This window comes from Streptomyces sp. NPDC007856 (assembly GCF_042868225.1).
Taxonomy (GTDB): Bacteria; Actinomycetota; Actinomycetes; order Streptomycetales; family Streptomycetaceae; genus Streptomyces.
The window spans coordinates 34,511-48,608 of record NZ_JBIAEC010000004.1 but is presented as its reverse complement, the minus strand read 5'-3'; the positions used below and the strand labels follow the sequence as shown (position 1 = coordinate 48,608).

General features: G+C 69.8%; 11 protein-coding genes and 1 pseudogene. 11 read left to right on the top strand and 1 reads right to left on the bottom strand.

Annotated features, from left to right (window positions below; genetic code table 11):
- Positions 1-409: 409 nt before the first annotated feature.
- The 3 genes from ACFYOH_RS11565 to ACFYOH_RS11555 all read left to right on the top strand — a co-directional run bounded on the left by ACFYOH_RS11565 (position 410) and on the right by ACFYOH_RS11555 (position 6,130).
- Positions 410-2,929 (top strand): transglycosylase domain-containing protein, encoded by a 2,520-nt coding sequence (locus ACFYOH_RS11565; RefSeq protein WP_388624002.1) that lies wholly within the window; start codon positions 410-412, stop codon positions 2,927-2,929.
- A gap of 105 nt (positions 2,930-3,034) precedes the next feature.
- Positions 3,035-3,847, top strand: coding sequence for a hypothetical protein (locus ACFYOH_RS11560; RefSeq protein ID WP_388623999.1), 813 nt, complete (start codon positions 3,035-3,037; stop codon positions 3,845-3,847).
- A 54-nt stretch (positions 3,848-3,901) separates the two neighbouring features.
- Positions 3,902-6,130, top strand: coding sequence for a CDP-glycerol glycerophosphotransferase family protein (locus ACFYOH_RS11555; RefSeq protein WP_388623996.1), 2,229 nt, complete (start codon positions 3,902-3,904; stop codon positions 6,128-6,130).
- Positions 6,131-6,142: 12 nt separating this feature from the next.
- On the opposite strand, the gene ACFYOH_RS11550 is transcribed toward ACFYOH_RS11555, so the two are convergent.
- Positions 6,143-7,756, bottom strand: a complete 1,614-nt coding sequence (locus ACFYOH_RS11550; RefSeq protein WP_388623994.1) for a glycosyltransferase family 2 protein — start codon at positions 7,754-7,756, stop codon at positions 6,143-6,145.
- Between the two features lie 293 nt (positions 7,757-8,049).
- On the opposite strand from ACFYOH_RS11550, the gene ACFYOH_RS11545 reads away from it, so the two are divergent.
- From ACFYOH_RS11545 to ACFYOH_RS11510, 8 genes and pseudogenes are all read left to right on the top strand, one after another.
- On the top strand, positions 8,050-9,255 hold the full coding sequence (locus ACFYOH_RS11545) for a hypothetical protein (RefSeq protein ID WP_388623991.1): 1,206 nt from the start codon (positions 8,050-8,052) through the stop codon (positions 9,253-9,255).
- Positions 9,256-9,513: 258 nt separating this feature from the next.
- Positions 9,514-9,762, top strand: coding sequence for a hypothetical protein (locus ACFYOH_RS11540; RefSeq protein ID WP_388623988.1), 249 nt, complete (start codon positions 9,514-9,516; stop codon positions 9,760-9,762).
- Complete coding sequence (locus ACFYOH_RS11535; RefSeq protein WP_388623986.1) at positions 9,759-10,127, top strand: helix-turn-helix domain-containing protein; 369 nt, start codon at positions 9,759-9,761, stop codon at positions 10,125-10,127. Before ACFYOH_RS11540 ends, ACFYOH_RS11535 begins: the two co-directional genes overlap by 4 nt.
- A gap of 127 nt (positions 10,128-10,254) precedes the next feature.
- The gene (gene uraD / locus ACFYOH_RS11530) at positions 10,255-10,767 is read left to right on the top strand and encodes a 2-oxo-4-hydroxy-4-carboxy-5-ureidoimidazoline decarboxylase (protein WP_388623983.1); all 513 of its coding nucleotides are present in this window, start codon (positions 10,255-10,257) and stop codon (positions 10,765-10,767) included.
- Between the two features lie 4 nt (positions 10,768-10,771).
- Entirely contained in the window at positions 10,772-11,167 is a 396-nt protein-coding gene (gene uraH / locus ACFYOH_RS11525) for a hydroxyisourate hydrolase (RefSeq protein ID WP_388623981.1), read from the top strand.
- 5 nt (positions 11,168-11,172) lie between these two features.
- Positions 11,173-12,096, top strand: coding sequence for a factor-independent urate hydroxylase (pucL, locus tag ACFYOH_RS11520; protein WP_388623978.1), 924 nt, complete (start codon positions 11,173-11,175; stop codon positions 12,094-12,096).
- A 142-nt stretch (positions 12,097-12,238) separates the two neighbouring features.
- Positions 12,239-12,403, top strand: a pseudogene (locus ACFYOH_RS11515) (purine permease); the annotation flags it as partial.
- A gap of 69 nt (positions 12,404-12,472) precedes the next feature.
- Positions 12,473-13,858: an 8-oxoguanine deaminase gene (locus tag ACFYOH_RS11510; protein ID WP_388623975.1), complete on the top strand. Its 1,386-nt coding sequence runs from the start codon at positions 12,473-12,475 to the stop codon at positions 13,856-13,858.
- Positions 13,859-14,098: the final 240 nt, after the last annotated feature.

Below are 14,098 nucleotides of genomic sequence, written 5' to 3'. Positions count from 1 at the left end.
CAGCATGGTCGCCACCCGGAACTCACGGGTTGGTTTCCCTCCCCTCATTGTCTACAGTCCGTGTAGACGTCAGCGTGCCGCCGAGTGTGTCACGCCCTCCTGTGCACCACGCAACCCGGTGCACGGCTCCCCGGTAGTACCGTCGCGGGCCCGGCGCGGTTCGCCACCGCCTCAGGCGGTGCGGTCCGAGAGCCTGAAGGCGGGCACTTCGACCGGATCGGCGGCATCGGGCTCAGGTCGGGTGCGGTCGGCGTCCGGCAGGCCCCCGCACTCGCGTCCCGCGCGATTCTCCGCCGTGAGTTTTCGGGGCGGGGGCGGTCGCCGGCGTATTGCGCACCCGGCTTACTCTTACAACTTGTAGGAGTTGCCAGGAGCGTCAGCCCGTGTGCCTGGCCGAGGAGTGGCGAGTATGAGTGAACACCGGCGCCGATCGTCGGGGAGGACCGGACCGTCCGGCTCGGACGGCATGCCGCACGGCGGCCGGGCAGCGGCGCGCAGGGCTGCCCGGGCCGGGGACGGGCGGGGCCGCCGCGCGGCGGACGCGCGACCTGCGGACGCCAGACGCTCCGGCCGGGCGGAGATGCGTCGTGCGCAGGCCGGGAACTCCGCCCGGCGCGGTCTCATCGACTACCCGCGGGCGGGCAAGCGTGGCCCGCGGCGGTGGCTGCCGTCGTGGAAGCTGGTGACCGGTACCTTCCTGCTGTTCCTGGCCGGCCTGCTGGGCCTCTTCGGCTACGCCTACGCCACGACCACGATCCCCAGCGCGAACCCCAGCACCCAGGCGCAGAGCAACACGTACTACTGGTCGGACGGCTCGGTGATGACCACGCAGGGGTCGACCAACCGGCAGAACGTCGACCTCGCCCAGGTCCCGAAGCTGGTCCAGTGGGACTTCCTGGCCGCGGAGAACGCCACCTTCTACACCGACCCCGGTGTCGACATGCAGGGCATGCTCCGCGCCGTCTACCACATGGCGACGGGCGGCGAGGTGCAGTCCGGGTCCACCATCACCCAGCAGTTCGTGAAGAACACCTACCTCAGCCAGGACCAGTCGGTCACCCGCAAGCTCAGGGAGATCATGATCTCCCTGAAGATCGGTGGCCAGATGTCCAAGCAGCAGATACTCCAGGGGTATCTCAACAGCTGCTACTACGGCCGCGACGCGTACGGCATCGAGGCCGCGGCGCGCACCTACTACCACGAGCCCGTCTCCCAGCTGACCGTCAGCCAGGGCGCCTTCATCGCCGCCACGGTCAACGAACCGAGCCTGTTGATGCACGCCGACACCGACCCGCAGGCCAAGGCCCAGGCCACGGCGCGCTGGAAGTACGTGCTGGACCGCATGGTCAAGATCAACAAGATCACCAGCGCCCAGGAGCAGCAGTACCTCGCCGCCGGGTTCCCCACGCCCAAGCCCTACACGCCGTCGGCGGGGATGTCCGGGCAGACCGGCTACCTGGTGCAGACGGCGGAGAAGTACGTCGAGGCCCACACGTCCCTCACCGACCAGCAGTTGGGCCACGGCGGGTACCAGATCTACACCACCTTCGACAAGAAGAGGGTGAACGCGCTGTCGGCGTCCGTCGCGGCGATGGAGCACAAGCACCTCGACCCGCGACACCGCTCGGCCGACAAGGACGTCCAGGTCGGCGCGGCGTCCATCGATCCCTCCACGGGCGCGGTCGTGGCGCTGTACGGCGGCGCGGGCTGGGACAAGGGCCACTGGACGGACAACGCCGACGCCACCGGTGTGCCGGTCGGCTCCACCTTCAAGCCCATCGACCTGGCCGCCGCCCTCGATCACGGCGCCGTCCTCTCACCCGGGCAGCCCGCCTCACCGATCACCCCGGACTCCAAGTTCAACGGTGACGACGGCATCACCATCAAGAACCAGCAGGGCCAGGAAATGCCGGACCCCGGCGACCCCACCGGACTCCTCCACCAGCGCAACGACGTGCCCACGAAGTGGGGTTACATCACCCTGCGCAAGGCGATGGAGCAGTCGGTCAACACCCCCTACGTCCAGCTCGGCGAGTACGTCGGCTACAGCAACGTGGAGGCCGAGGCCCTCAAGGCGGGTCTGCTGCGCAAGAGCCTTCAGTACGACACCCCCGGCTTCTACATCGGCACCTCCACCCCCTCGGCGATCCGCATGGCCGACGCGTACGCCACCTTCGACGACGAAGGTGTCCAGCACGAGCCGTACTCGGTGACCAAGGTCGTCGCCGACGGCCGGGAGCTGCCCGGATTCGACGCACCCAAGGGCACCACCGCCATGCCCGCGTCCACCGCCGACACCGTCACCGACGTCCTGCAAGGGGTCGTGAAGAGCGGAACCGGCACGAACGCCCAGGCCCTGGGCCGCCCGACGGCCGGCAAGACCGGTACGACCGACGACTACAAGTCCGCCTGGTTCATCGGCTACACCCCGCAGCTGACCACGGCCGTCAGCATGTTCAAGGAGGACCCGAAGAAGGCGGGCCTGCAGTCGATGCAGGGCGTCGGCGGCTACTCCAAGGTCTTCGGCGCCGACATGCCCACCGAGGTGTGGACGGGTTACATGACCGCGGCCCTCGAAGGACAGCCCGTACGGCAGTTCCCGCCCGCTCCCCAACCGGGCCAGAGCACCGACGAACACGGCGCACCCTCACCCACCCCTTCGGTCACCGTCACCCGGAGCACGCCCGCGGCCACCCCGACCGCACCGGTCACACCGAGCCGCAGCACCGGACCGTGTCACGGGCAGAAGAAGCATTGCGTCACCCCGAGTCCGACCGACACCTCCGGCACCACGACCGGCGGCACCACCGGCGGTGCGGGTGACGGCGGGCTGCTCGGCGGCACCACCGGTGGTGGCACCTCACCCACCCCCGCGCCCACGACCAGCCCACCGGCCCAGGCCGGCATCCGCAGAGGTGCGGCGCGCTGATCCCGCCGTACCAGCCTCGGGCGGGGTCGGGCGAAGCGCGCCGGCAGTCAGGATGCGTTCAGGTGCCCGGTGGCATAGTCGGGCAGTGTGACCTATGGAGTGTCTGTGAGCCAGGCGGTTCCGGGGGCCGGTCGCGCCCTCGCTGCTCGGAGCGGCCTGCGTCGGAACAAGGTGCCCGAGGTCACCGTCCACTTCTGGATCATCAAGGTGCTGTGCACGACGGTCGGCGAGAGCGCGGCGGACCTGCTGGACGAGAAGGCGGGTCTCGGGCTCACCGGTGCGTCGGTGCTGATGAGTGCCCTGCTGGCCGTCGTCCTGGTGGTCCAGTTCCGCTCCGGTGCCCACCGGCCGGGCGTGTACTGGCTCGCGGTGGCGCTGGTCAGCGTCGTCGGCACGCTGATCAGCGACAACCTCACCGACGACATGGGCGTGCCGCTGGTGACGAGCACCGCGGTCTTCGCCATCGTCCTCGCGGTCGTGTTCGTCGTCTGGTACCGGCGCGAGCGGACCCTGTCCATCCACCACATCGACACCACCGGCCGCGAGTCCTTCTACTGGCCGGCGGTCCTGTTCACCTTCGCCCTCGGCACCGCGGCCGGTGACCTGGTGTCCGAGCGCATGGCCCTCGGCCACGGGCTGTCCGCCGTCCTGTTCGCGGCGGCCATCGCCGCGGTGGCCATCGCGCACTGCGCGCTGGACCTGGACGCGGTGTGGAGCTTCTGGATCGCCTACGTCCTGACCAGCCCGCTGGGCGCGTCGTTCGGCGATTATCTCTCCCAGCCCACCGGCGACGGCGGCCTCGCCCTGGGCACCGTCGTGACCGGCACTCTGTTCCTGGCGGTCATCCTCGGACTGGTCGTCCACCTCCCCGTCACCCGCAGGGATGCCGCCGAACCGGAGCACCCCGACATCCGCTGACCGGGGTCCGAGCATGGAACACATACACACCGACACCTGACTGGAGACCATGTGGTGACGACCGACACACGGGCCATGCAACCGTCCGAAGAGGTACTCATCAGTATCGTCCTGCCCGTCTACCAGGTGCAGGAGTATCTGCCGGAGTGCCTCGACTCGATCCTCGGGGCGTCGCGGTCCCTTCGGGGTATCGAGGTCGTGGCCGTGGACGACTGTTCCCCTGACGCCAGCGGTGCCCTGCTCGACGAGTACGCGACCCAGGACCAGCGGCTGCGCGTGGTCCACCTGCCGCAGAACGTCGGCCTCGGCCGAGCCCGCGGCGAGGGACTGGCCCGGGCCAGGGGCGAGTACGTGTGGTTCGTCGACAGCGACGACCGGCTGGCCGACGGGGCACTCGCCGCGGTCGCGGAGCGGCTGAAGCGAACCGAGCCCGACGTGCTTCTCGTCGACCACGCCCTCCTCGACCCGGAGGGAGGCATGGAGCGCAATACGCGTGCGCATCTGTTCCGGGACGCCCCCGGGACGTTCACGCTCGCGGAGCGTCCCAGCACCCTGGACCTCATCATGACCGCGTGGAGCAGGGTGGTGCGCCGCGACTTCCTGCTGGGCCTGAACCTGGAGTTCGGGCACGGGTACTACGAGGACATCTCCGTCACCTACCCCGTCCTGCTCGCAGCGCGCCGGCTCAGCGTGCTCGACCGGATCTGCTACCACTACCGGCGCGGGCGCGCGGGAGCGATCACCAACACCTCCAGCCCGAAACACTTCGATCTCTTCGGCCAGTACGAGCGGATCTTCGCGTTCATCGACCGCGAGGCCGAGATCGCCGAGCCCTTCCGCAGGGCGGTGTTCGACCGGACCGTACGCCACGCGACGACGGTGCTCGCCACCCCCGGGCTCGTGCCGGAGGCCATGCGGCGCGACTTCTTCCGGCAGGCGTCGGAGCACTTCCGGAGATTCCGGCCACGTGACTACGCCCACCCGTCCGGGCTGCGCGGCCTGCAGTACCGGCTGGTGGAGCGGGGCGCCTACTCCGCGTACGCGGCCCTGGAACCGGTGAACCGGCTTCGTCTCGCACTTCGTACCGCCCTCGGCCGCGCCCGCCGTACGGCACGGCGGGCACCCCGGCTCGTGGCAACCGCGCTGCGGCGGGCCTACTACCGCGCTTGTCTGCTGCTCCCCGTCGACGACGGCCTTGCCGTCTACGCCGCCTACTGGAACCGCGGTTACGCCTGCAACCCCGCGGCCGTCTTCGAGAAGGCCCGCGAGCTCGCGCCGGGCGTCCGCGGGGTGTGGGTGGTCGCCAAGGACAGAACGGGATCCATCCCGCCAGGGGTGGAGTACGTGGTGGACGGCTCGGCACGCTGCCTGCGCACCATGGCGCGGGCCAAGTACCTGGTCAACAACGTCAACTTCCCCTATGAGCTGCCCAAGCGGCGCGGCACGGTGCTGGTGCAGACACAGCACGGCACCCCCCTCAAGAAGATGGGCACCGACCTGCGGGACCACCCAGCGGCCGCACGCGGCATGAACTTCGGCCGGCTGGTGGAGCAGTGCGGGCGATGGGACTTCCTGGTCTCGCCGAACCCGCACACCACCGAGGTGTTCACCAGGGTCTACCCCGGCACCTACGAGGTGCTCGAGACGGGCTATCCGCGCGTCGACCGGCTGGTCAACGCCTCGCTCGACGAGGTGAACCGTGTCCGGGCCGAACTGGGCATCACCCCTGGGCAGACCGCCGTGCTCTATGCGCCCACCCACCGCGACCACCAGGACCAGGCGGCACCCCTGCTCGACGTGCGGCGGTTCGCCGACCAGCTCGGTGACGACCATGTCCTGCTGGTGCGTGCGCACTACTTCGACGCCCCTCGGGCCGTCCCCCCGCGGGGCGTCCTGGACGTCTCGTCCCACCCGTCGATCGAAGACCTGTGCCTCGCTGCCGACGCGCTGATCACCGACTACTCGTCAGTGATGTTCGACTACGCCGCCCTGGACCGGCCGATCGTGATCTACGCGCCCGACTGGGAGACGTACCGCCGCGCACGAGGCGTCTACTTCGACCTCCTCGCCGAGTCGCCCGGAGTGGTCGCCACCACGCAGGAGCAACTCGCCGAGATCTTCCTCAGCGGCGAGTACACGGGGCCGCACATCGCCGAGCGGCGCTCCGGATTCCGGGCACGCTTCTGCCCCCACGACGACGGGCACGCGGCCGAACGCGTGGTGCGCCGTGTCTTCCTGGGCGAGCGGGCCGACAAGAACGAGCCGGCAAAGGCGGGCAGTTGACCTCGTCGCCGCTCAGCTCCGCACGCGGCGGGCGACCCGTCCCGCGACCACGCGGCGCACCCCGGAAAGGCCGTCCGCGACGCGCACGGCGAGGCAGCCGCTGTTGGTGGCGTACGGCTGGAGCAGCAGCACCCGTCCCCGACGCCCCATCCGCACCAGCCGTCTGAGGCCGGATCCCGCGCGAAGCGGCCTCGTGGCGGACTCGCCGTCCCGGAAGGTCAGGGTCACCCAGGCATCCCAGGTGGTGATCGCGCCGCCTGCACAGAGCGCCGCCACGTCCGCGGCGACGACGGCACGCCAGCCCTCTCCGCCCGGCTCGGCTTCCCACTCGGCCTCGTACCGGTGTGCCGCGCCCGTCACCCGGTGCCGCAACTCGACGGTCGCCCGCACCGGGCCGGCGTGCGCGGTCCTGCCGTAGAGGTCGGCCAGTCGCAGTTCGAGCACGAGCCGGCGACCCGTACCCACGTTCCCGACGACGTGGAAGGGCAGCAGTGCGACAGGGGCGTCGTCGAGACCGTCGAGCACGATCGCGTCCGGTCCCCCGGGGGCGGAATCCGCCTCGTCCCACAGCGGTCGCCGCGCGTCACCGGCGTACGGCGGCGTCAGCCGCGGCGGGTCGGCCGCCAGCTCGGCCAGCCGCCCGATGTCCACGGCCTCCCGCTCGCGTCCGAGCAGCACCCCAGTGCGCCAACGGGCAGCGGGAGTGGCCCGGCGCACGGCCTCCGCGTCGAAGGCGCCCACGTGCTCGCGGGCGATCCGCCACCAGAGGTCCTGGTACTCCGGCGTACGCTGCGGCAGTTCGCTCAGGTAGACGGCGAGATCGAACTCGAGGAATTTCGTCTGCGCGGCGATCAGCAGATCCTGGTCGCCGCTGTCCCGCATGATCTCCAGCACCTGCTGATGGGCGGTGACCCGGTCCTGCCAGTTCTGGATCCGGTCCCGGCGCAGCGAGATCGAGGCCCGGCCGGTGCCATAGCGCACATGCCAGACGTAGACGGTTTCGGGAGTGACGGCGAAACGCGGGCCGGCCGCGTAGACACGGGCGGTGAACACGAAGTCCTCGTAGTGTGCCGCGCCGTCGGGGAAACGGATCCGCCGGGACAGCAGGAAGTCACGGCGGTAGATCTTGTTCACCGACAGCGTGTCCCACAGCGTCTGCGGGCGCCCGGCCACCCCCTCGTGCACCGACTCCGTCGTGAACAACCGCTCCTGCCAGGGGATCTCACGTCCGCCGGGCAGCTCGCGCCGAACGCACAGGCCCGCCGTCACATCGGCGCCATGCCGGCGTGCGACGGCGAGCAGCGTGTCCACGGCCTTCGGCGGAAGCACGTCGTCGCTGTCGAGGAAGACGAGCCACGGGTGGCGGGCCGCGTCGATACCGTCGTTGCGCGGGGTGCCGCAGCCGCCGCTGTTGACCGCGCGGCGTACGACGCGCACGCGCGGCTCGGTGGCCGCGAGCCGTTCCAGTACGTGAGGTGTGTCGTCGGTGGAAGCGTCGTCCACGACGACGACCTCGCCGACCGGATCGCCCTGGGCGAGAGCCGAGGCCACCGCCTCCGCGACGTGCTCCGCGTCGTTGTAGGCGATGACCACCACCGTAACCGCCCCGTCTTGCGCGCTGGACAACTCTGCTCCTGTTCGTGCGGTCGTGACAGGCACCCTCGCTCCCGGGTGACTCGAGCCATGCTGCTCATGCTGCACGAGTGGGGCGAGTGATACATGGTCGCAGTCAGGATGTGTTCAGGTTCCCGCTGGCACAGTCGGGAAGCATGACCCGGTGACTAGGTTGTCTACGCCTTTGTAGACAGTTACCGTTCCGCAGATGCGAGGGGTGTCCCTCCGTGCTGCCGCTCGTTCTATGTGAGGGATACATGACAACTGCGACGACGCCCGAGAGTCTTCGGACGCCTGCCAGGCACATGCTGAACAAGGTTCCCGAGGTCACGATCTGGTTCTGGATCATCAAGATCCTGTGCACCACGGTCGGCGAGAGCTTCGCCGACTGGATCAATATGAACCTCGGCGTCGGCCTGATCAACACCGCATTGATCTTCACCGTCGTTCTGGCGGGCGTCCTGGGCTGGCAGCTCACCACCAAGCGCTACATCCCGTTCGTGTACTGGCTCACCGTCGTGGTGGTGAGCGTGACCGGTACCCTCTACACCGACATCCTCACCGACAGCCAGGGCGTTCCCCTCGCGCTGAGCAGCAGCGTGTTCGCCGTCGTCCTCGCCGTGGTCTTCGGGATCTGGTACGCCCGCGAGCGGACCCTGTCGGTCCACACCATCACCACCCGTCCGCGTGAACTCTTCTACTGGCTCGCGGTCCTGGTCACCTTTGCCCTCGGCACCGCGACCGGCGACTGGACCCTGGACCTGACCGGCTGGACCCCGGGCGTCTCCGTGCTCCTGCCTCTCGGGCTGATCGTCGCGATCGTCCTCGCATGGCGCCTCGGCGCCAACGCGGTGCTCTCCTTCTGGCTGGCCTACATCCTCACCCGCCCGCTCGGCGCCAACCTCGGCGACTGGCTCGGCTCGCCCAGCGGCGACGGCGGCCTGGGCCTCGGCACCGCCGTGACCAGCGTGATCTTCCTGGCCGCGATCCTCGCCACCGTCGTGTACCTCACGCTCAGCCGCAGCGATGTCATCGAGACCCAGGACATGACCCACACCCCACGGACGCCGAACCCGGCGCGCGAGCGGATCATGCTCGGTTACTACGGCGTCGTAGCGGTCGCCACCGCGGCGCTTCTCATCTGGGCACACCAGCAGCCCCACGCGGCCGCGGCCAGCGAGGCCGACAGCCCCGCACCTGTGACCGCCCACCTCACCCCGAAGCAGGCGACGTCACCGTTCCCTCCGGCTGAGATCGCGAAGTTCCGCACGATCACGGCCGACACCCTGGCAAAGCTCAATGCGGGCAACCAGTCCGCCGCGACCACCCGCGTGACCGACCTCGAGACCGCCTGGGACGACGGCCAGCCCACCCTCGAGCCGAAGAGCGAGCAGTCCTGGCACTTCCTCGACAGCGAGATCGACCAGGTCCTGAAGGCGCTGCGCGCCCCGAACCCCGACAAGGCCACCGAGGTCAAGGCACTCAACACCCTCCTCACCTCACTCGGCTGACCAACCACGATCACGGACCGCCCCGACGCACCCCCTGCGCCGGGGCGGTCAGGTTTCCGACTCGGTCGTCGTTCTGCTCGGCCGGTTGCGGCCGGCGGATCTCCTTGTTGAGCGCGGAGGCGTGCGCTGGTCGGTTATGGTCGCCTCGTGACGGGCGAACCGGCTCCGTCGCCGTGAAATCGATCGGCCTGCGGTGCATCGTGGTTGCGGCGTAGCTCGGGGTAAAGGCGCAGGTCAGACGGGTGCTTTGGGGGCTTAATGCGATTGAGAGTGGAGTTCACGACCGAGCCCTTCGACCTGGACGAGGCGCCCGCGCATGCGCTGGCGGCCCGCGAGGTGATCGAGGCGGCAGAGCTGGACGCGGTGGATGTCGGTCCCTTCGGCAACACGGCGGAGGGCGGCGCCGACGCGGTGCTGACCGCCGTGTCGGCGCTGCTGCGCAAGTCCCTGGAAGCCGGTGCCACCCGGATCTCGCTGCAGGTCAACGTGATCGGAGCGGGCGAATGACCGGCACCGGCGACGAGCCCTTCATCGCGGCCGTGAAACCGCTGGTCGACGCCATGGGCGGGGAGATGATCCCGCCCGACGAGGCCGGCGCCGAGGACGTCGTCCTCGCCTGGGAGGGCGTCGACGTCGTCGCCGTACGCCTGCCCCAGCTCGCCGACTCCCTCGACCACATCCTGGCCGCCATGGAGCGCAGACGGGGCCGGCCGCTGGCCGACCTGGACCGCAAGGCGAAACAGGAGGTCGTACGGGTACTGGAGGCGCGCGGCGCCTTCGCCGTGCGGCACGGTGTGGAAACCGTGGCGAGCGCGCTCGGGGTCAGCCGCTTCACGGTCTACAACTACCTCAACCGGGAGAAGGGCGACTGAGCCGGCGCCACGGGCTCCGTAGCGGCGCGGCCGAATTTTCAACAAAGTGTTGACGCCGTGTTTCGGAGGGCGTTAGCTGTTCGCAGCCCGTTCAGCACGAAGGCCGAAACCGGCCACGGAGGCTCCCGTGACTTCGACTTCCACGCCCCCGGGCCTGGCCCGGTTCAACGACCTGGAGGAGCGCGCGGCCCTCGCCGCCCTCCACGAGGCGTGTGCCTCCACCGAGTGGGCCCGGCGACTGCTCGCCGCCCGCCCCTACGCCACCCCCGACGCGCTCTACGCCGCCAGTGACGCCGCCATGGCCGCGCTCGGCACCGCGGACCTGGAGGAGGCGATGGCCGGGCACCCGCCGATCGGGCGCCCCAGGCCCGGGGACCCGACCTCCGCCCGCGAACAGCGCGGCATGGCCGGCGCGTCCGAGGACCTCAAGGCCGAGATGCTCGAACTCAACCTGGCCTACCAGGAGAAGTTCGGCCATGTGTTCCTGATCTGCGCCACCGGCCGCACCGGTGAGCAGATGCGCGACGCGGTCAAGGAGCGGATCGGCAACGCACCGGAGCAGGAGCGGGAGATCGTACGCACCGAGCTGGGCAAGATCAACCGCATCCGACTGGCCCGACTCGTCGAAGAGGACGCCTGACACCATGAGCACCAGCACCACCGCCTCCGTGTCCACCCACATCCTGGACACCTCGATCGGCCGCCCCGCCGAGGGCGTCGCCGTCCAGCTCTCCGCCCGCGCCGGGCGCGGCGCGGACTGGCAGGCGCTCGGCGGCTCCGCGACCGACGCCGACGGCCGGTGCAAGGACCTGCCGGCACTGCCGGAGGGGACCACACACGTACGGCTCGACTTCGCTGTGGAGCCGTATTTCGAGAAGAAGCAAGCCGATGCGCAGCAGGACGCCCCCGCGAATCGGGACAGCGGACCGGCCGTGTTCTTCCCGGAGGTGGCGATCACGTTCGCCGTCGTACCGGGCGAGCACTACCACGTACCGCTGCTGCTCAACCCGTTCGGCTACTCCGTTTACCGAGGGAGCTAGCAGAAATGCCCACGATCCTGGGTCAGAACCAGTACGGCAAGGCCGAGAACCGAGTCGTAAAGATCACGCGGGACGGCGCCACCCACCACATCAAGGACCTCAACGTCTCCGTCGCCCTGAGCGGTGACATGGACGAGGTCCACTACTCCGGCTCCAACGCCAACGTCCTGCCGACCGACACCACCAAGAACACGGTGTTCGCGTTCGCCAAGGAGTACGGCATCGAGTCCGCCGAGCAGTTCGGCATCCACCTCGCCCGCCACTTCGTCACCTCGCAGGAGCCGATCCACCGCGCCCGGATCCGCATCGAGGAGTACGCCTGGGAGCGGATCGAGACCTCCGACGCCAACTCCAGGTTCATCGGCGCGGACGAGGTCAAGCACTCGTTCGTGAAGAAGGGCCAGGAGACCCGGCTCACCCAGGTCACCTACGACGGTGAGAAGTGGGAGGTCGTCTCCGGCCTGAAGGACCTGACGGTCATGAACTCGACGAACTCTGAATTCTGGGGCTACGTCAAGGACAGGTACACCACCCTGCAGGAGGCGTACGACCGGATCCTGGCGACCTCGGTCTCCGGCCGCTGGCGGTTCAACTGGACCGACGACGAGCAGAAGATGCCCAACTGGGAGAAGTCCTACGAGCAGGTCAAGAAGCACATGCTCCAGGCCTTCGCCGAGACCTACTCCCTCTCCCTGCAGCAGACGCTGTACCAGATGGGTGCGCGCATCATCAACAACCGCAGCGAGATCGACGAGGTCCGCTTCTCGCTGCCGAACAAGCACCACTTCCTGGTCGACCTGGAGCCCTTCGGGCTCAAGAACGACAACGAGGTCTACTTCGCCGCCGACCGGCCCTACGGCCTGATCGAGGCGACCATCCTCCGGGACGGCTGTGAGCCGAGGATCCCGGTCGACATGACCAACCTCTGACGCGGGACGCGTGTCCCCGGTCCGCCGGCCGGGGGCACGCCACACCGGAGGGAACACCATGGCACAGCCTGCGAAGGGGCCGGCCCACGCTCTTTGTTCCACCCCGCCGGTGCACACCGAGGACACGGTCGGGTCCGTGCGCCCGGTGACCGCACCGACCTTCCACGCCGGCTTCCCGGCCTGGGCGCAGACCGTGCTCGGCTCCGGCATCAGCGCCGGCGCGCTCGTCGCGGTCCTGCTCAACCTGTTCTTGCACCATCTCGGCACCCGGAGCCGCCATCCGGCCCCGGCACTCAAATCCTCCTAGGGTCCTGCCGTGCCCTCCCCGTGGACACCTCTCCGCCCACGGACCGCCACTGACAGACAAGGAAGCACGATGGCACCATCGGCAGCCCAGCGGATCGTCATCGAGAACTGCGCGATCGCGACCGTGGACACGGGCGACACCGAATACGCCTCCGGGCACCTGGTCCTCGCCGGCAACCGCATCGAGTCGGTCGGCGCGGGCCAGGCCCCCGAGGGCCTTGAGAACGTGGTGCGCCGGATCGACGGACGCGGCCATCTGGCCACGCCCGGTCTGGTCAACACCCACCACCACTTCTACCAGTGGATCACCCGCGGCCTCGCCACCGACCACAACCTGTTCAACTGGCTGGTCGCGCTGTACCCCACCTGGGCACGCATCGACGAGCAGATGACGTACGCGGCCGCACAGGGTTCCCTCGCCATGATGGCCCGCGGCGGTGTCACCACCGCGATGGACCACCACTACGTCTTCCCGCACGGCTCCGGCGACCTGTCCGGCTCGATCATCCGGGCCGCCGCCGAGATGGGCGTCCGCTTCACGCTGGCCCGCGGCTCGATGGACCGCAGCGTGAAGGACGGCGGCCTGCCGCCGGACTTCGCCGTGGAGACGCTGGAGGGCGCGCTCGCGGCGACCGAGGAGACGGTGCGCGAGCACCACGACGCCTCCTTCGACGCCATGACCCAGGTGGCCGTGGCCCCCTGCTCGCCGTTCTCGGTGTCGACCGAACTCCTCAAGCAGGGTGCGGAGTTGGCGCGTCGGCTGGGTGTACGGCTGCACACCCATGGCTCGGAGACCGTGGAGGAGGAGAAGTTCTGCCACGAGCTGTTCGGCATGGGCCCGACGGACTACTTCGAGTCCACGGGCTGGCTCGGTGCGGACGTGTGGATGGCGCACTGCGTCCACATGAACGACTCCGACATCGCCGCGTTCGCCCGGACGAGGACCGGTGTGGCCCACTGCCCGTCCTCCAACGCCCGCCTCGCGGCCGGCATCGCCCGTGTCCCCGACATGCTGGCCGCCGGCGTCCCGGTCGGCCTCGGCGTCGACGGCACCGCCTCCAACGAGTCCGGCGAACTCCACACCGAGCTGCGCAACGCCCTGCTGATCAACCGGCTCGGTGCCCACCGCGAGGCCGCGCTGAACGCCCGCCAGGCGCTCAGGCTCGGCACCTACGGCGGCGCGCAGGTCCTAGGCCGGGCCGACCAGATCGGCTCGCTGGAGCCGGGCAAGCTGGCCGACGTGGTGCTGTGGAAGATGGACACCCTGGCCCACGCGTCCATCGCCGACCCGGTGACCGCACTGGTCTTCGGCGCGGCGGCGCCGGTCACCGCGTCCTTCGTCAATGGTCGGCAGATCGTCACGGACGGCCGCCTGACCACCGTCGACGAGGACGCCATCGCCCGCAGCACCCGCGAGGAGGCCCAGCGCCTCGCCCGGATCGCGGCCCAGCCCTGATCCCCACCCATACGCCGGTGGGCCGGCCCCGCCTACGCCCGGCCCACCGCACACCTTCGGCGACCGCCCCCAGCGGCCCGCCGACAAACCTGGCGGTCGCCCCGTACGGGCGGTCCGCCGAGGCCCCCGGCCGGCGGCCCCACAGCCGACGCGCCACCACCCTCGGCGGACCGGACCTGCGGCCGGTCTGCCGGACACCACGGCGGTCACCTCTCGCGGGGTGGCCCGCCGGAAGGCTTG

What these genes read in the sequence shown, in the direction of transcription:
- ACFYOH_RS11565 (WP_388624002.1), top strand. Translation starts at nt 410, where the DNA reads ATGAGTGAACACCGGCGCCGATCGTCGGGGAGGACCGGACCGTCCGGC.
- ACFYOH_RS11545 (WP_388623991.1), top strand. Translation starts at nt 8,050, where the DNA reads ATGCTGAACAAGGTTCCCGAGGTCACGATCTGGTTCTGGATCATCAAG.
- ACFYOH_RS11540 (WP_388623988.1), top strand. Translation starts at nt 9,514, where the DNA reads ATGCGATTGAGAGTGGAGTTCACGACCGAGCCCTTCGACCTGGACGAG.
- ACFYOH_RS11535 (WP_388623986.1), top strand. Translation starts at nt 9,759, where the DNA reads ATGACCGGCACCGGCGACGAGCCCTTCATCGCGGCCGTGAAACCGCTG.
- uraH (WP_388623981.1), top strand. Translation starts at nt 10,772, where the DNA reads ATGAGCACCAGCACCACCGCCTCCGTGTCCACCCACATCCTGGACACC.
- pucL (WP_388623978.1), top strand. Translation starts at nt 11,173, where the DNA reads ATGCCCACGATCCTGGGTCAGAACCAGTACGGCAAGGCCGAGAACCGA.
- ACFYOH_RS11510 (WP_388623975.1), top strand. Translation starts at nt 12,473, where the DNA reads ATGGCACCATCGGCAGCCCAGCGGATCGTCATCGAGAACTGCGCGATC.